Raw genomic sequence first — 22314 nt, 5'->3', positions numbered from 1 at the left:
TGGGTATTGGACGAAAAAACGGCGTGGGCTGACAAACGATATAAATTGGCGTTCAGGTGAGCCAGATTGGATCAACTGAGTGACTGCGCTCTAAAAAGCGCACTTAATTCGTATTAGGTTCACATAAATTCATCCTTGAGCGGTATAGTGAGCGCAGAAACCATGCGTGAGAATTGTGATGACCGATGCAAATGAAGCCGGAAATCGGCTGTTAAACGGCTGGCAGCTGTCGAAAATGTACACCTTTGAAGTGGCCGCCCGGCATGAGTCCTTCGCCCTGGCGGCGGAGGAGCTGTCGCTCAGCCCCAGCGCGGTGAGCCACCGCATCAACCTGCTGGAAGAGGAGCTGGGCATTCAGCTGTTCGTCCGCTCGCACCGTAAAGTCGAGCTGACGCAGGAGGGAAAGCGAGTTTACTGGACGCTGAAATCGTCCCTCGACACCCTGAATCAGGAGATCCTGGACATCAAAAACCAGGCGCTGTCCGGTACGCTGACGGTGTACTCCCGCCCGTCGATTGCCCAGTGCTGGCTGGTGCCCATGCTGGGGGACTTTACCCGTCGCTATCCGTCGATTTCACTCACCATTCTGACCGGCAATGATTACGTCAATATGCAGCGAACGGGTGTCGATCTGGCGCTCTATTTCGACGATACGCCACCAAACCACCTCTCTCATTACTTCCTGATGGACGAGGATATTTTGCCCGTCTGCTCCCCACAGTATGCCTGCGAGCATGAACTGCTGAAAAATCCCGATAACCTCAGCCACTGCACGCTGCTGCACGACCGTCAGGCCTGGAGCAATGATTCCGGTACGGATGAGTGGCTGAGCTGGGCGCAACACTTTGCAGTGAATATGCCGCCATCGTCAGGCATTGGTTTCGATCGCTCCGATTTAGCGATTATTGCGGCCATCAACCACGTAGGCGTCGCGATGGGCAGAAAGCGGCTGGTGCAGAAGCGGCTTGAACGGGGCGAGCTGATCGCCCCCTTTGGTGAAAAGACCCTGAAATGTCATCAGCACTACTATATCTCGACGCTTTCTGGCCGTCAGTGGCCGAAAATAGACGCCTTTATCAGCTGGCTGAGAGAACTGGCAGGTTGAAGAATTATTACGCTTTCGCTCTACACCAAATGTGAAAAAGCGTGCTAAATACAGGTAATGCTTTCGATTTATCCAGGGTAAACCGTGTTAAAGCCTTTTATTGCCTCTGCATTACTGATCTCTTCCGGCTGGGCGATTGCCGCTGAGCCGCCGCTGACGGCTGCCCATTATGCGCAGCAGCTGGGCGTCGGGATGGATGTGGACTGGGCGCGCACCGAGCGCGGCATACGCGAATTCGACCCGCTGGTGGTACGCGATTTTCATGCAAAAGGCATAACCCACGTGCGCATCCGCGTGGCCGATGAGCCGACGGAAGCGCGGCTGATCCACCTGCGCAAGCTGGTGGAAGCCTGCGAGCAGTATGGTGTGATCCCGATAATCGCTTATCAGGCCGATGAATATAAAAATGACCCGAAAGCCGATAACGAGAAAGAGACGATCAACTGGTGGATTGCCGTGGCGCACTATTTCGGCCAGAGCTACCCACTGCTGGGTTTTGATCTCATTTATGAGCCGGCTGACAAGCTCAATCACAATCTCGCGTCGCTAAACCGCGTGTATGAAAAAACCATTAAAGCGATCCACGACATGGACCCGCAGCGCATGATCTTTATTGCGCCACGCCTGCGTGCCGCGCCGGAGGATTTATCCAGCCTGAAGCTGCCTGCGCACAGTCAAAACTACCTGCTGGCGGAGTGGCATATTTTCCCGTGGGGGCCGCTGAAAAATAGCGGTAAATACCCGTGGACGTCCGGCACGGCGGCGGAGAAAGCGGCTATCCATAATCGCATCAATACCGCGCTGCACTGGCAGCAAAAAACCGGGCACGTTAGCTGGGTCGGGGGCTGGGGCGTGGGGGAGTCAAACCACCTCACGCCAACCGCTTCGCAAATGGCCTTCGCCACCTTTATGGCCTGCGAGCTGCAAAAGGCGAAAATCCCGTATGCGCTTAACGCGGATTTCCAGTTTTACGACGGGGAAGAGGGGGCCTGGCGACCTGCACCGGAGCCGTTATTGCAGGCGATGATTGCGCCCGTCTGTGAAAAGCCCGGCGAGAAGCCGGGCCATCATGCGGTTAAACCGGCTGCTCGTGATGCGGGACACGCGACGCCAGCGGCAGCCAGCACAGTAAAATCAGCAGCCCCATCAGCGTCATCAGTAACCCCAGACTAGCCTGCCCGGTCTGCGGCATCATGGCCGAGAGCCAGGCCAGCGCGCCGGAACCGATGTTCTGCAAACCGCCCACCAGCGCGCCCGCCGTACCTGCGAGGAACGGGAACGGCTCCATCGCACCGCTGGTCGCCAGCGGGAACAGCATCCCCGCGCCGAAGAAGAACAGCGCTGCCGGGATGAGCAGCGTCCAGACCGTCATCACGCCGAACAACCCCGGGATCCACATCATCAGACCCGCCAGCAGACAGCTGATCACCGACTGCCACATCAGCGTGGAGAACCGTTTGTTCGGTCGTCCGGCAAACCACGCGCCGAAGAACGCCGCCGGGATCGGCAGTATAAAGAGAATGCTCACCACCATGCTGCTCAGGCCCAGCCCTGCGCCCAGCAGCACGCCGGAGCAGGCTTCGAACACCGCAATGCCCGCCAGGCCGCCGATCAGCATCAGAAGATAGCAGGTAAACGAGCCGTTACCGAACAGCGTCTTATAGCTGGTGATAAGTTTCGTGCGCGGTGCGTCCTGCGGGCGCGTTTCTGGCATCCAGCGCGCCATGCTGAACGTAACAATGACGCACAGTACCAGCAGGAAGGCGTAACAGGCCCGCCAGGACCACATTGTGTCCAGCAGGCCGCCAATCAGCGGGGCCAGCAGCGGGCTGACCAGAATACCCATATTCAACAAGCTGTTTGCATGACGGAGCTGGGTGCCCTGATACATATCGCGCGGTAAGGTTCGCGCCATCACCCCACCGACGCCGGTCCCAACGCCCTGCAGGGCGCTGGCGGCAATCAATACGGTCAGGTTATGGGTGGTCATCGCAACCACCGTCGCGACCATGAAAATACACATGCCGACTAAAATCACCGGACGACGGCCGATACGGTCGGAGAGCGGTCCATAGAACAACTGCGAAACGCCATAGGTCAGCAGGTAGGCTGCCATCACGCTCTGCACTGCGCCCTCGCGGACGTTAAGTTCCTTTGCCATGTCGGCAATCGCCGGAATGTAGATGGTTTGCGCCATCTGACCGACGGCCACCAGTAACACCAGCATCAACAATAAGTTAACGTTCCTTTGTTTTTTCATGTCGCTGAATACTTTTGCCAAAAGAGAAAAATGAAGAATAAGTGACTACGCATTCCCATAAATGCGCGAGGAATCTACCACAGAGAGATGACAATTTAAGCATTGTCGTGGTGAATGAAAAAACCGGGAAAGGCAGGATTTGTAAACAAGAACGGCAACTAATGTTGCCAGTGATTTACGCCAGGCGCAGCAGAATGGCTCCGCCGGCAATACCCAGTGCCGCCGCGATGCGCAGACCCGCAACCTTCTCTTTTAAAAGGACAAACGCGATCAGTGCCCCAAAGAGTATGGAGGTTTCACGCAGCGCCGCGACCACCGCCAGCGGTGCCTGCGTCATTGCCCAAAGCGCCAGACCGTAAGAGCCCATGGTGCCAACGCCACCGAGTAACCCCTTTTTCCAGTGCAGACGCAGGTAGCCGGACGCCTCGCGCCGACGTGCCACCATTGCCCACGTGAGCAGGCAGAAGCCATTCATAAAGAAGGTCCACAGCGTGTAGCCCAGCGCGGTGTCAGATAAGCGCACGCCGGTGCCGTCCACCAGGGTATAGCCTGCGATGAAGCAGGCGTTCAGCAGCGCCAGCCAGATCCCTTTTCGCGACTGCATGCGCCCGTTCATCGCCATCGCCAGAATCGACAGGCAGATCACCCCGATGCCGGACCAGGCGAGCCAGGAGAGGCTATCGCCGAGCGCCAGCACGCTGATCAGCGCCACCAGCAGCGGGGCGGTGCCGCGCATCAGCGGGTAAGTCTGGCTCATATCGGAGACCTGATAGGTCTTCGCCACCAGTACGGTGTACACCACCTGTAAGGCGCAGGAGACAATCAAAAACGGCCAGCTTTCTGCAGATGGCTGTGGAGAAAATGGCAGTAAAACCAGGGCAATAAGCGTGGCCGAGCCGCTGACGCTGATCGCGGAATAGAGCTTGTCCGTTCCGGCTTTAACAATGGCGTTCCAGCTGGCATGCAGCAGTGCGGCGAAAAGCAAAATGCAGAAAACGGTGATGGTCATGGCGTATCGGGTGGTGAATTGTCACTCAACTGTAACATTCACGCCCTGAAGCTGCCAGCCGGTTACACTGCACAAAAAAGGCGGTGCGTCACCCGCGGTTCGTCCGAGACCAGCGTAAAACCTGCGTGGTGATAAAATCCGTATGCGCTGTCAGGCGCATGGGTATTCAGAAAATCAAACCAGATGCTGGCATCGGCCATTACCACGGTTAAAAGCTGCTTGCCAATGCCCAACCCGCGGCACTTCTCACTGACGTAGAGATGGCGAATGCGCCCGGCGCGCGGCTGCTGGCTGAACGGATCGCGGTTGAGGCCGCACACGCCCACCAGCTTGCCGTTGAGAAATGCACCCAGCAGTTTTTCACCCGGTGCGTTAAAACGGTTCTCACCCCGCAGCCAGTTCTCTTCCAGCCTGCGCAGCATATTGAAATTCAATGCGAGACTTTCCGCCTTCAGGGCAATATATCCCGGCTCATCCGGTGTGACAGGCTCAATTAACAGACGCGACATAGCATTCCCTCGTTATTAAAGAGGGGCGGTTACCCGCCCCTCTCAGGTGCGACTTGAACCTGAATCACCGAAGGTATTTCAGGACAGCATCAAGCAGTTGCAGTACAGCAACAATGAGTTTGAGGATAAGTATCACCATATCCACTACGCTCATACGCGTCTCCTTTTGGTTAAAAGGAGCACGATGCTGGCGTACCTTTCCGCCGCCTGTTGCCAGCACCTGGATTGACGTAACACAGTGTGCTCACTTCAGGGGTTAAGGCACTGACGGCACCACCCGTTTCAGCCAGGACTTCGTTGCGCCGGTAGAACTGCGGCCCCCTCGCTCACTGCGAACACCCTCAGTATAGATAAATACTGTATGCATGAACAGTATTTTTTTGGACAAAATCAGGAAGGCGATCCATACTCAAAAACGTCAAAATCCGTGCCGGAATTGCGCGTTCGCCTGCGATCGCGTATACTTTTTGCGTTGACGTAACACAGTGTGTTCTGCGGCAACCAACCGCAAAACCCTGATAAAAACCTCGCTTAGGCGGGGTTTTTTGTTTTTCTCACCCAACAAACGAAACGTGATCCCTGACGCATTTTTGCGCAGATGAAAATATTTCCATTGTCACGCCCGAAAACCTGTGTTTGTATAAATTCCATCAATGATTCCAAACACAGGTCCCCAATGACTTCATCCCTGTTCACTTCGACCCTACTAAAAACTGCGCAACCAGCCGCAGTGGTCGTCGTGCGTGTGGTGGTGGTCGTCGGCAATGCGCCGTAGGGACTGGATCAACACACGAATCCAAAACCCCGCCGGCGCAAACCGGGCGGGGTTTTTCGTTTAAACACCTCCCGGAAAGTCGGCCCAGAAGAAAAGGACTGGAGCATGGCAAGTTCGGGCACAACATCCACGAAGACGCGTTTTACTGGCGCGCAGCTGATCGTTCATTTGCTGGAACGGCAGGGCATCACCACCGTTGCGGGTATCCCGGGCGGTACGGTGCTGCCGCTGTATGATGCGTTAAGCCAAAGCACGCAGATCCGCCACGTGCTGGCGCGCCACGAGCAGGGGGCAGGCTTTATTGCTCAGGGCATGGCGCGTACCCAGGGCAAACCGGCGGTCTGTATGGCCTGCAGCGGCCCGGGCGCAACCAACCTGGTCACCGCCATCGCCGACGCGCGCCTCGACTCCATTCCACTGATCTGTATTACCGGCCAGGTACCGTCCTCGATGATCGGCACCGATGCGTTCCAGGAAGTGGACACCTACGGCATCTCTATCCCCATCACCAAACATAACTATTTAGTTCGCGATATCAGCGAGCTTCCTCAGGTTATCAGCGATGCGTTCCGCATTGCCCAGTCTGGCCGCCCGGGCCCGGTGTGGATAGACATTCCTAAGGATGTCCAGACCGCAGAGATCGAGATCGACGTCCTGCCGGAGCCGGGCGACCGTGCCCCCGCGCCGGAATTCAGCGCTGAGAGCGTGCGCGACGCCGCCGCCATGATTAACGCCGCCAGACGCCCGGTGCTCTATCTGGGTGGCGGAGCGATCAACGCCGCGGATGAAATCCGTCAGTTCGCAGAGAAAGCCAACCTGCCGACCACCATGACCCTGATGGCGCTCGGCATGCTGCCTAAAGCGCACCCATTGTCATTAGGGATGCTGGGCATGCACGGCGCGCGCAGCACTAACTTTATTCTGCAAGAAGCTGATTTGCTGATTGTTATGGGCGCGCGTTTTGATGACCGGGCGATTGGTAAAACCGAGCAGTTCTGCCCGAACGCCAAAATCATCCACGTGGATATCGACCGCGCGGAGCTGGGTAAAATCAAGCAGCCGCACGTGGCGATTCAGGGCGACGTGGCTGAGGTGCTGGCGCAGCTGATCCCACAAACCGACGCAACCGACCGCGCCGACTGGCGTCAGCTGGTGGCCGATCTGCAAAAAGAGTTCCCGGGCGCTATCCCAACCGAAGGTGACCCGCTGAGCCACTACGGGCTGATCAACGCCGTGGCCGCCTGCGTGGACGACAGCGCGATTATCACCACCGACGTGGGCCAGCACCAGATGTGGACCGCCCAGGCCTACCCGCTGAACCGTCCGCGCCAGTGGCTGACCTCCGGCGGCCTCGGCACCATGGGCTTCGGCCTGCCAGCCGCAGTGGGTGCCGCGCTCGCCAATCCCGATCGCAAGGTCATCTGCTTCTCCGGCGACGGCAGCCTGATGATGAACATTCAGGAAATGGCGACCGCGGCCGAAAACCAGCTGGACGTGAAAATCATCCTGATGAACAACGAGGCGCTGGGGCTGGTGCATCAGCAGCAGAGCCTGTTCTACAAGCAGGGCGTGTTTGCTGCGACCTATCCGGGGATGATTAACTTTATGCAGATTGCCGCCGGTTTTGGCCTGCACACCTGCGATCTGAACGCCGAAGAGGATGCCCACGCGGCGCTGCAGGCGGCGATTTCTCGCCCTGGCCCGGCGCTGATCCACGTGCGTATCGACCCTGAACAAAAAGTGTATCCGATGGTGCCGCCGGGCGCGGCAAATACTGAGATGGTGGGAGAATAAACCATGCAGAAACAACATGATAACGTCATTCTGGAACTCACCGTCCGCAACCATCCCGGCGTCATGACCCACGTCTGCGGGCTCTTTGCCCGCCGGGCGTTTAACGTGGAAGGCATCCTCTGTCTGCCGATTCAGGGCAGCGAGCACAGCCGCATCTGGCTACTGGTCAACGATGACCAGCGTCTGGAGCAGATGATGGCGCAGATCGACAAGCTGGAAGATGTGACCAAAGTGGCACGCAACCAGTCCGATCCCACCATGTTTAACAAAATTGCGGTGTTTTTCGAATAGATCGCTTAAGGTAAGCGTCTTTCGCTCTTGTAGGCCGGATAAGCGCAGCGCCATCCGGCGTTTTCAGACCGCAGGAAGACACATGACCACCATCGCTCTTATCGACGACCACCTTATCGTCCGCTCCGGCTTTGCCCAGCTTCTGAACCTCGAACCGGATTTTCAGGTCGTGTCCGAGTTTGGCTCCGGTCGCGAGGCGCTGGCGGGCCTGCCGGGGCGTGGGGTACAGGTCTGTATCTGTGATATCTCGATGCCGGATCTCTCCGGGCTTGAGCTGCTAAGCCAGCTGCCGAAAGGGATGTCGACGATTATGCTGTCGGTCCACGACAGCCCGGCGCTGGTCGAGCAGGCGCTCAACGCGGGGGCGCGCGGGTTCCTCTCCAAACGCTGTAGCCCGGACGAACTGATCGCCGCGGTGCGGACCGTCTCCACCGGCGGCTGCTATCTTACGCCGGATATCGCCATCAAGCTGGCAGCCGGAAGGCAGGACCCGCTCACCAAGCGCGAACGCCAGGTGGCAGAGAAGCTCGCGCAGGGAATGTCGGTAAAAGAGATTGCCGCCGAGCTGGATCTTTCCCCGAAAACCGTACACGTCCACCGCGCCAACCTGATGGAAAAACTCAACGTCAGCAACGACGTCGAGCTGGCGCGCCGTATGTTCGACAGCTGGCAATGAGTCCCGTTTTTTCGCGGCTGATCGCCGTTGTCGCCAGCTTTTTTATCTTCTCTGCCGCATGGTTCTGCCTGTGGAGCATCAGCCTGCATCTGGTGGAACGCCCCGAACTGGCGGTGCTGCTGTTTCCCTTCGGCCTGCGTCTGGGGTTAATGCTCCAGTGCCCGCGCGGTTACTGGCCCGTTTTGCTGGGCGCAGAGTGGCTGATGCTGGTCTGGCTGGCGCAGGAAGTGGCCATGGTGCATCTGCCTTTATTGATGACCGGAAGCCTGCTCACGCTCCTCCCGGTCGCCCTCATTTCCCGCTACCGCCACCAGCGCGACTGGCGCACGCTGCTGCGTCAGGGGGCGGCGCTGATTGCCGCCGCGCTGCTGCAGTCGCTTCCTTGGGTCGGTGAGAAGGAGATGCTTAACGCGCTGCTGCTCACCCTCACCGGCGGCCTGACGCTGGCGCCGACCTGTCTCGTTATCTGGCACTACCTCACCAGCACCGTCTGGCAGCCGCTGGGCCCGGCGCTGGTTTCCCAACCGGTGAACTGGCGTGCCCGGCATCTCATCTGGTATCTGCTGCTGTTTGTGGTCAGCCTGTGTCTTCAACTGGGTTTACCTGCCGAGCTTTCACGCTTTACCCCATTTTGCCTTGCGCTGCCGATCATCGCCCTGGCCTGGCACTACGGCTGGCAGGGGGCATTGATTGCGGCGCTGATGAACGCCATCGCGCTGATCGCCAGTCAGACCTGGCACGACCATCCGGTGGACCTGCTGCTCTCGCTGCTGGCGCAAAGTCTGACCGGGCTGCTGCTCGGTGCGGGCATTCAGCGTCTGCGTGAGCTGAACCTCTCTTTGCAAACCGAACTGGCGCGCAATCGCCGTCTGGCAGAGCGTCTGCTGGAGACGGAAGAAAGCGTGCGCCAGGAAGTCGCCCGCGAGCTGCACGACGATATCGGCCAGACCATCACCGCCATCCGCACCCAGGCGGGCATTGTCCAGCGTCTGGCGGCAGAAAACGCAGGCGTGAAGCAGGGCGGGGCGCATATCGAACAGCTTTCGCTGGGCGTCTATGACTCCGTTCGACGCCTGTTAGGGCGGCTGCGCCCGCGCCAGCTCGACGACCTGTCGCTGGAGCAGGCGGTGCGTTCCCTGATGCGCGAGATGGAGCTGGAAAGCCGCGGTATTGTCAGCCATCTCGACTGGCGAATTACTGAATCTACGCTCAGTGAAGGCCAGCGCGTGACGCTGTTTCGCGTCTGTCAGGAAGGGCTGAATAATATTGTTAAGCACGCCAGCGCCAGCGCGGTCACGATCCAGGGCTGGCAGCAGGACGAGCGCCTGATGCTGGTGATTGAAGACGACGGTTGCGGCCTGCCGCCGGGCTCCGGCCAGCAGGGCTTTGGCCTGGCGGGCATGCGCGAGCGCGTGAAGGCGCTGGGCGGCACGCTAAACATCTCCTGCACCCACGGGACGCGCGTCAGCGTCAGCCTGCCGCTACGGAGTTACCATGTTTAAAACCCCTGCCAGCGCCGCGCCGATAGGTGATAAAGCGGAAATCGACGCCCGCTACCGCTACTGGCGTCGCCATATCCTGATCACTCTCTGGCTCGGCTACGCATTGTTCTACTTCACCCGTAAAAGCTTCAACGCCGCCGCGCCGGAAATCCTCGCCAGCGGCGTGATGACGCGCACCGATATCGGCCTGCTGGCGACGCTGTTTTACATCACCTACGGTCTGTCGAAGTTCTTCTCCGGCATCGTCAGCGACCGCTCCAACGCCCGCTATTTTATGGGCGTTGGGCTGATCGCCACCGGCGTGGTGAACATCCTGTTTGGCTTCTCCACCTCGCTGTGGGCCTTCGCCCTGCTGTGGGCGCTGAACGCCTTTTTCCAGGGCTGGGGCGCGCCGGTCTGCGCCCGCCTGCTCACCGCCTGGTATTCGCGCAACGAGCGCGGCGGCTGGTGGGCAATCTGGAACACCGCGCACAACGTCGGCGGGGCGCTGATCCCGATGGTAGTGGGTGCCGCAGCGCTGCACTACGGCTGGCGTGCAGGGATGATGATTGCCGGTGGCCTGGCGATTGTCGCCGGGCTGTTCCTCTGCTGGCGCCTGCGCGACAGGCCGCAAACCGTGGGCCTTCCGGCGGTGGGCGACTGGCGACACGACGAGATGGAGATCGCCCAGCAGCAGGAGGGCGCGGGGCTGACTCGCCAGGAGATCCTCACCAAATACGTGCTGAAAAACCCGTACATCTGGCTGCTGTCGCTCTGCTACGTGCTGGTCTACGTGGTGCGTGCGGCGATCAACGACTGGGGCAATCTGTACATGTCCGAGACGCTCGGCGTGGATCTGGTCACGGCCAACTCGGCGGTGACGATGTTCGAGCTGGGCGGGTTTATCGGTGCGCTGGTGGCGGGCTGGGGATCGGATAAGCTGTTCAACGGCAACCGCGGCCCGATGAACCTGATTTTCGCCGCCGGGATTTTGCTCTCCGTCGGCTCGCTGTGGCTGATGCCGTTCGCCAGCTACGTGATGCAGGCGGCGTGCTTCTTCACCATCGGCTTCTTTGTGTTTGGCCCGCAGATGCTGATCGGCATGGCGGCGGCCGAGTGCTCCCACAAAGACGCAGCAGGTGCGGCGACGGGCTTTGTCGGGCTGTTTGCCTATCTCGGGGCATCGCTCTCCGGCTGGCCGCTGGCGCGGGTGATCGACATCTGGCACTGGAGCGGTTTCTTTGCGGTGATCGCTATCGCGGCGGGGATTTCCGCGCTGCTGCTTCTGCCGTTTTTGAACGCGCAGGTGCCGCGTGAGTCCAGCGTGATGTGATGCGCCTCACCTTTTCGACCCGAATAGCGCAAAACTAAGAAATTTTCCCGGTTTTACCTGGACGCTGTCTCAGGCATCTCTCCCGGCTGATTTTTACAATGCTGCAAAAATCAGCTCAGGAGTAAACCAACCATGCTGGCCTTCTTAAACCAGGTGCGCAAGCCGACCCTGGATCTGCCGCTCGACGTGCGGCGCAAAATGTGGTTCAAACCGTTCATGCAGTCCTATCTGGTGGTTTTCATCGGCTACCTGACCATGTACCTGATCCGCAAAAACTTTAACATCGCGCAGAACGACATGATCTCAACCTACGGGCTGAGCATGACGCAGCTGGGGATGATTGGCCTGGGCTTCTCCATCACCTACGGCGTGGGTAAAACCGTCGTTTCCTACTACGCGGACGGCAAAAACACCAAGCAGTTCCTGCCGTTTATGCTGATCCTCTCCGCCATCTGTATGCTCGGCTTCAGCGCCAGCATGGGCACAGGCTCTGTCAGCCTGTTTATGATGATTGCCTTCTACGCCCTGAGCGGTTTCTTCCAGAGTACCGGCGGGTCGTGCAGCTACTCCACCATCACCAAATGGACCCCGCGCCGCAAGCGTGGTTCGTACCTCGGCATGTGGAACATCTCCCACAACCTCGGCGGGGCGGGTGCGGCAGGTGTGGCGCTGTTTGGCGCGAACTACCTGTTCGATGGTCACGTGATCGGCATGTTTATCTTCCCGTCGATTATCGCTCTGATCGTCGGCTTTATCGGCCTGCGCTACGGCAGCGACTCCCCGGAATCTTACGGCCTCGGCAAAGCCGAAGAGCTGTTCGGGGAAGAGATCAGCGAAGAGGACAAAGAGACCGAAGAAAACGAGATGTCCAAATGGCAGATCTTTGTTGAGTACGTGCTGAAAAACAAAGTGATCTGGCTGCTCTGCTTCTCGAACATTTTCCTCTACGTGGTGCGTATCGGTATTGACCAGTGGTCTACCGTGTATGCCTTCCAGGAGCTGAAGCTTTCTAAAGAAGTGGCGATTCAGGGCTTCACCCTGTTTGAAGTGGGCGCGCTGGTCGGCACCCTGCTGTGGGGCTGGCTCTCAGATCTCGCCAACGGTCGTCGTGCGCTGGTGGCCTGCGTCGCGCTGGCGCTGATTATCGCCACCCTCGGCGTCTACCAGCATGCCAGCAACCAGTACGTTTACCTGGCTTCACTGTTTGCGCTCGGCTTCCTGGTGTTTGGTCCACAGCTGCTGATCGGCGTGGCGGCAGTGGGCTTCGTACCGAAAAAAGCGATCGGCGCAGCCGATGGGATTAAAGGCACCTTCGCCTACCTGATCGGCGACAGCTTCGCCAAGCTCGGCTTAGGTATGATTGCCGACGGCACGCCAGTTTTCGGCCTCACCGGCTGGGCCGGCACCTTCGCGGCGCTGGATGCGGCAGCGATTGGCTGTATCGTCCTGATGGCGATGGTTGCCGTGCTGGAAGAACGTAAGATCCGCCGTGAAAATCGTGCGCAGAAATTAAAAATAGCCTGAGTGTGCAGGTAACTTCTTTGCCCAGTGTGTGATGCCGGGCTTTTTTATGCCTGTCGCTGTCGACGCCGTGTGTTTCCCGCTATGATGAGCGGCTGATGTAAGGAGAACACATGGTCTGGATAATGCTGGCAACGCTTGCCGTGGTATTCGTGGTCGGATTTCGTGTCCTGACCTCAGATTCCCGCCGCGCCATCAAACGATTAAGCGAACGACTGGGGATCACCCCGATGCCGGTTGAGTCGATGATCGACCAGTTCGGAAAAACGCCCGGGAATGAGTTTATCCGCTACCTTGAGCGGCCGGACGAGGCACATTTGCAAAACGCGGCGCAGGTGCTGCTCATCTGGCAGGTCTGCATCGTCGATGGCAGCGAGGAGAATCTGCACGCCTGGCACCGCATGCTGCGTAAAGCCCGCCTTGCCGCACCCATTACCGATGCGCAAATTCGTCTGGCGCTTGGCTTTATGCGCGAGATGGAGCCCGATCCGCAGGAGCTGAATGCCTTTCAGCTGCGCTACAACCAGCTCTTCCTGCCGGAAGAGGGCGTGTTCTACCTGCACTGATCCCCTGTAAAAACGACAAAAGTTGTCAAATCGTTAAATTCGTCACACTTTTGATGATAAACTGCGCGACTTTTCCGCACGTTTTTATCTTCAGGTGAGGCCATGACAGAACATATCCAGCCCACGACCAGACCGCAGACCAACGAGGTTTCACGCCCCAACTGGTCGGCCGTTTTCGCCGTGGCGTTCTGCGTCGCCTGCCTGATTACCGTTGAGTTTCTGCCGGTGAGCCTCCTGACGCCGATGGCGCAGGATCTGGGCATTTCCGAGGGCGTGGCGGGTCAGTCCGTTACCGTCACCGCGTTTGTGGCGATGTTCGCCAGCCTGTTTATCACCCAGGTGATTGGTACCATCGACCGTCGCAAAGTGGTCATTCTGTTCAGCGTGCTGCTGACGCTCTCCTGCCTGCTGGTCTCCTTCGCTGAAAGCTTCACCCTGCTGCTGCTCGGTCGTGCTTGTCTGGGATTAGGGCTCGGCGGCTTCTGGGCGATGTCGGCCTCGCTCACCATGCGCCTGGTGCCCGCGCGTACGGTGCCAAAAGCCCTGTCCGTTATCTTCGGTGCGGTCTCTATCGCGCTGGTGATTGCCGCGCCGCTGGGCAGTTTCCTCGGCGGGATTATCGGCTGGCGTAACGTGTTTAACGCTGCGGCGGTGATGGGCCTGCTCTGCATCATTTGGGTGTGGAAAGCGCTGCCGTCGCTGCCGGGCGAAGCGGCGCACCACAAACAGAACATGTTCGCGCTGCTGAAGCGCCCCGGCGTACTGGCGGGGATGACTGCCATCTTTATGTCCTTTGCCGGGCAGTTTGCCTTCTTTACCTATATCCGCCCGGTGTTTATGACCATGGCGGGCTTTGATGTCGATGGCCTGACGCTGGTGCTGCTGAGCTTTGGTATCGCCAGCTTTGTCGGCACCTCGCTGTCGTCGCAGTTCCTGAAACGCTCCCTGAAGGTCGCGCTGGCTGGCGCGCCGCTGGTACTGGCGGCGAGCGCGGCGGTGCTGGTGCTGTGGGGAAGCGATAAATGGGTGGCTTCGGCGATTGCGATTATCTGGGGCTTTGCCTTTGCGCTGGTGCCGGTGGGCTGGTCGACGTGGATCACCCGAACGCTTGCCGATCAGGCGGAAAAAGCCGGGTCGATTCAGGTGGCGGTGATCCAGCTGGCGAACACCTGCGGCGCGGCCATTGGCGGCGTGGCGCTCGATCATCTGGGGCTGACGTCACCGCTGGTGATTTCCGGTACGCTGATGCTGCTGACGGCACTGCTGGTGGCAGGGAAGGTTAAGGCGAAGTAAGTCAATTTTCCCCTCACCCTAACCCTCTCCCCATAGGGGAGAGGGGACTGTTCGGTGCTGTCTTTTCACCCTCGCCCCTTTGGGGAGAGGGCCGGGGTGAGGGCATCAGGCTACGCCGATGCCTTAACCCTTCTACGCGAATCCATCGAAATCAGTACCACCGACGACACGATCAGCAGCGTCCCCAGCCAGTCCGGCAGGGTAAACGCCACGCCCAGCAAAATCACCGACAGCAGCGCGCTGCTCAGCGGCTCGGCGCAGCTCAGAATGCTCGCCTTCGGCCCGCCGATCATCTGCGCGCCTTTCAGGTACAGGCTGAACGTCAGCGCCGTGCCAATCACCACCAGGTAGAAAAACGCCAGCAGCAGGCTGCCGTCGATCACGAAGGTGGTCCCGCGCCCGGCGTAGAACGGCGTCAGCATCAATCCCGCAATCAACATACTCCAGCCGACAATCGGCAGCGTGCCGTAGCGGGCGATCAGCGTTGACGGATAGGTGGTGTAAAACGCTGCAGCAAAGGCCGAGGCGATACCGAAGAACAGCGCGGCAGGCGAGATGGAGAGCGAGGTTGGGTCGCCGTGGGTAACAAGCAGAAACGTGCCAATCAGCGACGTTAAAATCGCGGACAAGACAAACACACCGGGACGCTTTTTCCGCGCCAGGGCAAACCACGCCACAATGATGGTCGGCGACAGAAACTGCAGCACGGTAGCGGTCGCCGCGTTGGATTTTTCAATCGTCAGCAGGAAGGTGAGCTGCACGGTGAGCGCGCCGACGAGTGAGAAAATCAGCAGGCTGAGGGCGTCTTTGCGATGTTTGATGACCGAGAAAATCTTGTCGCCGTGAACGAAAGAAAGCGTCAGCAGGATCACGCCGGTAAACAGCAGGCGAACCATGGTCAGGTAAGGCGAAGAAATGTGGCTTTTCTCCATGATGTACTGCGCGCAAACCCCTGAGCTGCCCCATAAAACGGCGGCGATCAGGACGTTCAGCATCCCTTTGCGTGTGGAACCCATGTTCTCCCCTGCTATGTTGATTTTTTTCTAGCATAACATGGGATCTTGCCGGGTGGCGCTGCGCTTACCCGGCCTACAAAACCTTGTAGGCCCGCGCAAGCGCAGCGCCGCCGGGCGAAACAAACGTCGCTGTACTAGAACCACGCCTCCCACATTGCGCCAACGTTGAAGTCGTCGAGGGTTTCGTCTTTGGTGCCGTTTACGTGCGCGGTGCGTGCGTTATCCACTTTGCCGCCGGTCACGTAGAAGCGCAGCATTGGACGGAACTCCGGCCCCATAGCGATAGACATGTTCTGCGACAGGGTCAGCTTCCAGCCCTTGTTGTCGCCGCCGTTGTCATAATCCACGTGCTGCCAGCCCGCTTCCAGCCAGGTGGAGTGAACGTCATTCCACCAGTGCATTGGGCGCACGATGGCGTTGTAGTTCTTGCGGTTGTCGGTCTTATCGCGGCTGTTGTCGTAGTCGTGGAAGGCGAGGATGTACTCTACCTGCGTCGCCTGGGTGAATTTATACAGCCCTTCGAAGCTGGCGTAGACCGTGGTCAGATCCTCGGTTTTATTGAACACGCTGTTGTCCGCGTTATCGGAGTAACGGGCAATCACCTTGTTCACGCCGCTGTCGTTGGTGTGGCTCAGCACCACGCCACCCTGCCACGCATTCAGACGCTCGTCGCTGTCTACGGCTTTGGAGTCAAAGCCGTAGTTGGCGTATAGCTCCAGGTCGATTGGGCCGAGCTTCATGCCGTGAATTTTTGAGGTCGCCGCATAGTTGCCCTTATCGCCCGTGCCGGAACCGCCGGTACAGGTGATGCGCGACGGGTTGGCCTCGTCTTCCATCACTTCCGGGCTACAGGATTCCACTGCCGCCACGGTCGCGACGTCAAACTGCACGCCGCCGATGTCGAAGTTCTTCACCCCGGCGCCCTGGCCGTCGTGGTTCATCCAGAAGTAATCGTTGATGCCCTGCTGCGGACGCTGGTGGAAGTCACGACCGGCCCAGAAATAGGCGTTCGGGTTGGAAGCCATAATGTTGGTCACACCCGCGTAGGCTTTTTTCAGGTTAACTTCGTCACCCCAGTGGTCGATCATCACGTTGATGTCCCAGATGGCGCCGTTTTCACCCTTAAAGGCTTTGGAGAGCTGGAATTCACCGCCGTTGCCTTCGTTACCCAGACGACCAATCGCGGACGCGCCGTTGTAGGAGCCATCCACCGCCACGTATTTCTGATCGGCCGCCTGGAAGTGCGCGCCGTAGCGGGCGTAGCCGGTAAATTTAATCCCGAACGGGATCGCCATATCCGGGGATTGTGCCGCGCTTTGCGGCTCGGTCACCACGTCTGCTTTTTTCGCGACCGCCGCATCCATTTTGGCCTGACGTTCGGCCAGGGCTTTATCCACCGCTTTGGCCACAATGGCGTCGATTTGCTCCTGCGTGAATTCTTGTGCGAGCACGGAAATTGGGCAAAGCGCGGCGATAACCGCCATGGTTAATGGAAGTTTTTTAATCGTATTCATGGTTATCTCAATATAGTTTAATTTTATTCAGACAATAACCATCCCGCTCCGATCTGACAGAGTATGTCGCTATCATCAGAACAAGTGGATCTCTATTTAGGGTGCAGAGGTATTACAATAATTATTTCGCCATGGATTATCTCTGGTATAAATGAATAATTTCTTCCGATAATTCACGCGCTAATAAGGAATTCATTAAGTGATCCTGCGCGTGTACCATAATTAATGTCATCGGCTGGCGGGCTTCACCCGCATCCTGCTCGATCAGTTTGGTTTGCATCTTGTGCGCCTGGCGTGCGTAGCCGTCGGCTTCGCGCAGCAGGCTTTTGGCCTCGTCAATGTTGCCCTGACGCGCCGCGTGCAGCGCTTCAAAGCACAGGCTGCGGGACTGTCCGGCATTGACGATAATTTCCATTACGGCTTCTTCTAATGCGATCATCATCATTACTCTTTATCAAAGCTATTATTTAATGCGGTGGCGGAAAACCACTCTCCGCTTTTCTTAATGGTGCGCTGCTGCGTCTTTAAATCGAGCTGGATAAATCCGTAGCGATTTTTATAGGCATTACACCACGACCAGTTATCAATAAACGTCCACATATGGTAGCCAAGACAGTTGCACCCTTCGCTAATACCCTTATGCAGCCACGCTAAATGCTCAGAAATAAACTCGATGCGGTATTGATCGTTAATCTGGCCATTTTCAATAAAGCGCTGTTCATTTTCGACACCCATGCCGTTTTCAGAAATAAAGCAGCGAGGGTTGCCGTAATTGTCGCGCAGGTTGACCAGGATATCGTAAATACCTGGCTCGTAGATTTCCCAGCCGCGGTACGGGTTCATCTTGCGGCCTGGCATCTCGTAGTTATCAAAGAACCACTCCGGCATAAACGGTGCCTGCGGGTTCACCGCGCTGTCGCGACACTTCACGCGACGCGGCTGATAGTAGTTCACGCCGAGCAGGTCGATTTTTCCTTCCGCAATCAGGAAACCGTCTTCCGGTTTACAGGCGGGTAATTGATCGTAGGATTTCAGCAGCGCCACCAGGTCTGCCGGGTATTCACCGCGCAGGACCGGGTCAAGGAAGCTGCGGTTAAACATCAGGTCTGCGATGTGCGCCGCCTTCACGTCTGCCGGATTCTGCGAACGCGGGTATGACGGGGTCAGGTTCAGCACGATGCCAATCTCCCCCGCGTAATGCCCGGCGCGGTAGGCCTGCACCGCCTTCGCATGGGCCAGCACGGTGTGATACGCCACGGTGGCTGCCCGACGAAAATCCACCACGTTCGGATAGTGGAAATCGTACAGATAGCCGCCTTCCACCGGCACGATCGGCTCGTTGAAGGTGAACCAGTGCAGCACGCGGTCGCCGAACAGCTCGAAGCAAATCTGCGCATAGCGGGCGTAAGCGTCCACCACGTCACGATTTTCCCAGCCGCCAATCTCCTGCATCGCCATCGGCATGTCGAAATGGAACAGGGTGATAAACGGCGTGATGCCCTGTTCATTCAGCTCATCAATGACCTGATTATAAAAATTGACCGCGTCCGGGTTCACTTCACCGATACCGTCGGGGATCAGGCGCGCCCAGCTAATTGAGGTGCGAAAGCTGTTGTGATTCAGCTGCTTTAACAGCTGAATATCCGTTTTCCAGTGCTGATAGAACGTGGAGGTCTGCTGCGGCCCCACGCCGTTGTGAAAACGGTTCGGCTCGCGGGCAAACCAGTAATCCCACGTGGTTTCCCCCTCTCTTGCCCCTTCCGTCTGGAGAGCGGAGCTTGCGCTGCCCCACCAGAAGTTATCGGGAAATGCGTATTTCATGACTCTTCCTCTTTGACTTAATTGCTGGCGGTTTCGGCGGCGCCGACGGTTGCCTGGGCTTTCTGCTCTTCGTTTTTGATGAGCGTACGCTCATAGGCACGCAGGAACGGCAGGTACATCAGCGCGGACATCACCATGCAGACCAGGCACATCACCACCGGGCTCAGCGCCCAGTTCGCCGCCCAAGAAGCGCCAATCGGCGCAGGGGTGGTCCACGGGGTCAACGATACAACTTGTGCCAGCCAGCCGAGTTTGGTTGCGCCGTACGCCAGGCAGGCGTTGACCAGCGGAACAAACACGAACGGGATAAACAGCATCGGGTTCATGATGATCGGCGCACCGAACAGAATCGGTTCGTTGATGTTAAAGAAGCTTGGCACCACGCCCATTTTGCCGATGGTACGCAGGTGGGTAACGCGGCTGCGCAGCAGCAGGAATGCCAGTGGCAGAGTCGAGCCTACGCCGCCAATCAGCAGGTAGTGATCCCAGAAGCCCTGCAGGTAAACGTGCGGCAGCGCCGCGCCAGCCGCCAGCGCCGCCTGGTTTGCGGAGAGGTTCGCCATCCAGAACGGGTTCATGATGCCGGTGACAATCAGCGAGCCGTGAATACCGGCGAACCAGAAGATCTGGCACAGCAGCACGGAGAGCAGAATCGCGGGCAGGGAGTCAGACGCTGACACCAGCGGCTCCAGCAGGTGCATGATCGCCTGCGGGATAATCATCCCGGTTTGCGCTTCAATAAACAGGTTCAGCGGGTGCAGGGTACCGATCACGACCATTACCGGGATCAGAATTTCAAACGAACGCGCCACGCCGGTGGGGACTTCCTTCGGCAGGCGAATGGTGACTTTGTTTTCCTTCAGCCATGCATACACGCGGGTGGAGTAGATAGCGGTGATAAGCGCGGTGAAGATGCCCTGGCCGGAGAGATACTGGGTCGAGATTTTGCCGTCGGCATAGGGTGCGGCGACCAGCAGGAAGGCCATAAAGGCCAGCAGGCCGGACATCACCGGGTCGAGGTTAAACTGACGCCCCAGGCTCGCCCCAATCCCCACCGAAATGAAGAAGGTCATGACGCCCATGCTGAGGTTAAACGGCAGCATCAGCTGCTCGCGGTAGGTCTGGGAGAAATCCAGCCAGCCGCGGGCGAAGCTGTTGGTGGTATCCGCCGAGAACGGCGGGAAGATGAACACCAGCATAAACGAGCCGATGATCATAAACGGCAGCGCGGCGGTAAAGCCGTCGCGGATGGCAATCACATACTTTTGCTGACCTAGCTTTGCGGCCAGCGGGGTAATTGACTGCTCAATCACCGCGACCATGGATTGATATAACGAACTCATGTGAACACCTTTTAGTGTGCCGCTTCGATGAGCGACAGAGCATAGTCCAGTACTTTATCGCCACGTTGCATGCCGTAGTCCATCATGTCGATGGGCTGCACCGGAATGCCTTTTGTAGCCGCCTTGTCTGAGAGTGTCTGTAACATGTATTTCACTTGCGGTCCGAGAAGGACCACCTGATATTGCGGAAACTGCGTATCAAATTCGGAAACACCGTACGCATCAATCTTCACCGGCAAACCACGTTCTTTGGCGACATCGACCATTTTGCTGACCAGCAGGCTGGTGGACATCCCGGCAGAGCAGCACAGCATAATCTTGAACATCGACAACCCTCCTCTAAATGTAAAAAGTTATTGCGAGGATGATTGGACATTATACGGAAACCGGTTTCCATTCATAAAAGACAGAAGTGTGATACCCATCAAGATCCCTTGCTTATGAGGCTAATTAACCGGATGTGCATCACATAATTTGGCTGTTTTGACATCATTTTGAGTGGAAACGGAAAATCGGTTTCCATGAAAAACGGAAACGGATATACTTCGTTCTGGCTATAATGTGAGCCGAAGCGGTCATGGAATTTGCAGGCGCGAGGTAAGCCTGTCAGGGGAAAGAGATGTCGACAATCAATGATGTATCACGTCTTGCCGGGGTGTCTAAAGCCACGGTATCGCGAGTGTTGAGTGGGTCGCGTGGCGTAAAGGAAGCCAGCCGTCAGGCCGTTCTGAAGGCCGTGGATGAACTTAACTACCGCCCTAATGTGATTGCCCAGTCGCTGCTGAGCCAGTCGACAGGATGTATCGGGGTCATTTGCGCGCAGGAAAACATTAACCAGACCACCGGTTATCTGTACGCGCTGGAGAAACAGCTCAGCCAGCATCAAAAACACCTGCTGTTGCGCTTCGCGCACAGCAAAGCGGAAGTGATGAACGCGCTCGAAGAACTCTCCTGCGGGCTCTGTGATGATATCCTGGTGATTGGCGCCCGTTTCCCGTTGGATGTGGATATGGAAAACGTCATTCTGGTGGACTGCATGGAGTCTGATAATTCCAACAGCATTCAGTTCGATCACGCCTTTGCCGCCGAAACCGCCTGTAACTACCTCACCAGCCAGGGGCGCCGCCAGATTGCGCTGATCCACCCGCACGGCAGCGGTTTTGCCGACCAGGTGCTGCTCGGGTACAAACACGCGCTGGAGAAAAATTTCCTGCCCTTTAATCGCAACCTCGTTTTTATGGACGCGACCTCCTCGTCCGTTGCGCTGCAGGAGCTGCTTAACAATGCCAGCACCCTGAATTTCAACGCGCTGCTGGTGGCGGACGAGCAGGAAGCCCAGCGGGTGATCCCGCAGCTGCAGGCGTTCAATAAATCCGTGCCGGACGACATTATGGTCTTCAGCCTTGCCGGATCGCTGCACCTGCCGGGTATTCCGGTGATCCCGGCGATTGAATATTCCATGGACGCGATGGCGGCGCGCATTGTGGGTTGGCTGACGGAGAAAACGCAGATGCTCGGGTCCTATGTTCTGCGTGGGGATTTAATTATTCCGGATATGCGTAAGCGCTAAAAATGTTTTCCAGGCCGGGTAAGGCGCAGCCGCCACCCGGCGAGAAGCTTCAATAATCTTCCATACAATCCACCTGACCAACCGCCGCCCAGTAGGCGTCCAGGTTGTCGCGCTTCACGGCGGTAATGGCATTTTTGATCAGCAGCTGATTGGCCTCGGACGACAAAATCATCGCCTGCCAGGCCTTATCGCTCTGCTTTTTCTGTGGCGTACAGGTTTTCTTAATATCTTTAAGGACCTGCTGCTTTATTTGCGCCTCTTTCGCCGGATCCTCCTTTTCCTGAGCATGGACAAACGCGGCGAAGAGCAGACAAACCAGCAGGCAGACCAGGTGCGCAGCTTTCATCAACAACCCCCTTTAGAAGTCACATGCTTCCCATGAAATATATCGTTACATTCAGTGTAGCGACGCCAGTCGAAAGTATGAAATTCTCTTT

At 57.7% G+C, this 22314-nt stretch carries 23 protein-coding genes; 12 read left to right on the top strand and 11 right to left on the bottom strand.

Annotated features, from left to right (window positions below):
* Positions 1-178: 178 nt before the first annotated feature.
* Together dsdC and FU672_RS15380 are read left to right on the top strand one after the other, a co-directional pair.
* Complete coding sequence (gene dsdC, locus FU672_RS15385; protein ID WP_148243878.1) at positions 179-1105, top strand: DNA-binding transcriptional regulator DsdC; 927 nt, start codon at positions 179-181, stop codon at positions 1103-1105.
* Between the two features lie 84 nt (positions 1106-1189).
* Positions 1190-2278, top strand: a complete 1089-nt coding sequence (locus FU672_RS15380; RefSeq protein WP_148243877.1) for a cellulase family glycosylhydrolase — start codon at positions 1190-1192, stop codon at positions 2276-2278.
* Here FU672_RS15380 and emrD read toward each other — a convergent pair.
* From emrD to tisB, 4 genes are all read right to left on the bottom strand, one after another.
* Positions 2181-3365, bottom strand: a complete 1185-nt coding sequence (emrD, locus tag FU672_RS15375) for a multidrug efflux MFS transporter EmrD (RefSeq protein WP_148243876.1) — start codon at positions 3363-3365, stop codon at positions 2181-2183. The genes FU672_RS15380 and emrD overlap by 98 nt on opposite strands.
* A 175-nt stretch (positions 3366-3540) precedes the next feature.
* Positions 3541-4374 (bottom strand): EamA family transporter, encoded by an 834-nt coding sequence (locus tag FU672_RS15370; protein ID WP_148243875.1) that lies wholly within the window; start codon positions 4372-4374, stop codon positions 3541-3543.
* Positions 4375-4436: 62 nt separating this feature from the next.
* Positions 4437-4883 carry a GNAT family N-acetyltransferase gene (locus FU672_RS15365; protein ID WP_148243874.1) on the bottom strand — a complete coding sequence of 149 codons (447 nt, stop codon included), beginning with the start codon at positions 4881-4883 and terminating at the stop codon, positions 4437-4439.
* Between the two features lie 64 nt (positions 4884-4947).
* On the bottom strand, positions 4948-5037 hold the full coding sequence (gene tisB, locus FU672_RS15360; RefSeq protein ID WP_020684667.1) for a type I toxin-antitoxin system toxin TisB: 90 nt from the start codon (positions 5035-5037) through the stop codon (positions 4948-4950).
* A gap of 522 nt (positions 5038-5559) precedes the next feature.
* Here tisB and ivbL point away from each other — a divergent pair.
* The 9 genes from ivbL (at position 5560) to nepI (ending at position 14613) form a co-directional block, all read left to right on the top strand.
* Positions 5560-5658, top strand: coding sequence for an ilvB operon leader peptide IvbL (gene ivbL, locus FU672_RS15355; RefSeq protein ID WP_071789119.1), 99 nt, complete (start codon positions 5560-5562; stop codon positions 5656-5658).
* Positions 5659-5763: 105 nt separating this feature from the next.
* Positions 5764-7452: an acetolactate synthase large subunit gene (gene ilvB, locus FU672_RS15350; protein ID WP_148243873.1), complete on the top strand. Its 1689-nt coding sequence runs from the start codon at positions 5764-5766 to the stop codon at positions 7450-7452.
* A gap of 3 nt (positions 7453-7455) precedes the next feature.
* The gene (ilvN, locus tag FU672_RS15345; protein WP_010426528.1) at positions 7456-7743 is read left to right on the top strand and encodes an acetolactate synthase small subunit; all 288 of its coding nucleotides are present in this window, start codon (positions 7456-7458) and stop codon (positions 7741-7743) included.
* Between the two features lie 82 nt (positions 7744-7825).
* Complete coding sequence (gene uhpA / locus FU672_RS15340) at positions 7826-8419, top strand: response regulator transcription factor UhpA (RefSeq protein ID WP_148243872.1); 594 nt, start codon at positions 7826-7828, stop codon at positions 8417-8419.
* Positions 8416-9921: a signal transduction histidine-protein kinase/phosphatase UhpB gene (gene uhpB / locus FU672_RS15335; protein ID WP_148243871.1), complete on the top strand. Its 1506-nt coding sequence runs from the start codon at positions 8416-8418 to the stop codon at positions 9919-9921. Before uhpA ends, uhpB begins: the two co-directional genes overlap by 4 nt.
* Positions 9914-11233 carry an MFS transporter gene (locus tag FU672_RS15330; protein WP_148243870.1) on the top strand — a complete coding sequence of 440 codons (1320 nt, stop codon included), beginning with the start codon at positions 9914-9916 and terminating at the stop codon, positions 11231-11233. The genes uhpB and FU672_RS15330 overlap by 8 nt, the downstream gene beginning before the upstream one ends.
* A gap of 132 nt (positions 11234-11365) precedes the next feature.
* A complete protein-coding gene (gene uhpT / locus FU672_RS15325) occupies positions 11366-12757 on the top strand; it encodes a hexose-6-phosphate:phosphate antiporter UhpT (protein WP_148243869.1) in 1392 nt (463 codons plus the stop codon).
* A 110-nt stretch (positions 12758-12867) separates the two neighbouring features.
* Positions 12868-13320 (top strand): DUF1198 domain-containing protein, encoded by a 453-nt coding sequence (locus FU672_RS15320; RefSeq protein WP_021242696.1) that lies wholly within the window; start codon positions 12868-12870, stop codon positions 13318-13320.
* Positions 13321-13422: 102 nt separating this feature from the next.
* Positions 13423-14613, top strand: a complete 1191-nt coding sequence (nepI, locus tag FU672_RS15315) for a purine ribonucleoside efflux pump NepI (protein WP_148243868.1) — start codon at positions 13423-13425, stop codon at positions 14611-14613.
* A gap of 110 nt (positions 14614-14723) precedes the next feature.
* On the opposite strand, the gene FU672_RS15310 is transcribed toward nepI, so the two are convergent.
* The 6 genes from FU672_RS15310 to FU672_RS15285 form a co-directional block, all read right to left on the bottom strand.
* A complete protein-coding gene (locus FU672_RS15310) occupies positions 14724-15629 on the bottom strand; it encodes a DMT family transporter (protein WP_032640251.1) in 906 nt (301 codons plus the stop codon).
* A 134-nt stretch (positions 15630-15763) separates the two neighbouring features.
* A complete protein-coding gene (locus tag FU672_RS15305; protein ID WP_148243867.1) occupies positions 15764-17143 on the bottom strand; it encodes a carbohydrate porin in 1380 nt (459 codons plus the stop codon).
* Between the two features lie 136 nt (positions 17144-17279).
* Positions 17280-17582 carry a PTS lactose/cellobiose transporter subunit IIA gene (locus FU672_RS15300; protein ID WP_008500136.1) on the bottom strand — a complete coding sequence of 101 codons (303 nt, stop codon included), beginning with the start codon at positions 17580-17582 and terminating at the stop codon, positions 17280-17282.
* Between the two features lie 5 nt (positions 17583-17587).
* Complete coding sequence (gene gmuD / locus FU672_RS15295; RefSeq protein ID WP_148243866.1) at positions 17588-18964, bottom strand: 6-phospho-beta-glucosidase GmuD; 1377 nt, start codon at positions 18962-18964, stop codon at positions 17588-17590.
* A gap of 17 nt (positions 18965-18981) precedes the next feature.
* Positions 18982-20307 carry a PTS sugar transporter subunit IIC gene (locus FU672_RS15290; protein WP_148243865.1) on the bottom strand — a complete coding sequence of 442 codons (1326 nt, stop codon included), beginning with the start codon at positions 20305-20307 and terminating at the stop codon, positions 18982-18984.
* Positions 20308-20318: 11 nt separating this feature from the next.
* The gene (locus FU672_RS15285; protein ID WP_014830072.1) at positions 20319-20633 is read right to left on the bottom strand and encodes a PTS sugar transporter subunit IIB; all 315 of its coding nucleotides are present in this window, start codon (positions 20631-20633) and stop codon (positions 20319-20321) included.
* Positions 20634-20926: 293 nt separating this feature from the next.
* Between FU672_RS15285 and FU672_RS15280 the strand changes: the two genes are divergently transcribed.
* Positions 20927-21877: a LacI family DNA-binding transcriptional regulator gene (locus tag FU672_RS15280; protein ID WP_148243864.1), complete on the top strand. Its 951-nt coding sequence runs from the start codon at positions 20927-20929 to the stop codon at positions 21875-21877.
* Between the two features lie 49 nt (positions 21878-21926).
* On the opposite strand, the gene FU672_RS15275 is transcribed toward FU672_RS15280, so the two are convergent.
* Positions 21927-22223: a YicS family protein gene (locus tag FU672_RS15275; RefSeq protein ID WP_148243863.1), complete on the bottom strand. Its 297-nt coding sequence runs from the start codon at positions 22221-22223 to the stop codon at positions 21927-21929.
* Positions 22224-22314: the final 91 nt, after the last annotated feature.

This window comes from Enterobacter asburiae, from assembly GCF_008080435.1.
Classification (GTDB): domain Bacteria; phylum Pseudomonadota; class Gammaproteobacteria; order Enterobacterales; family Enterobacteriaceae; genus Enterobacter; species Enterobacter asburiae_C.
Note: the sequence above shows the minus strand (reverse complement) of the source record. Positions and strands in the feature narration are given on the sequence as shown.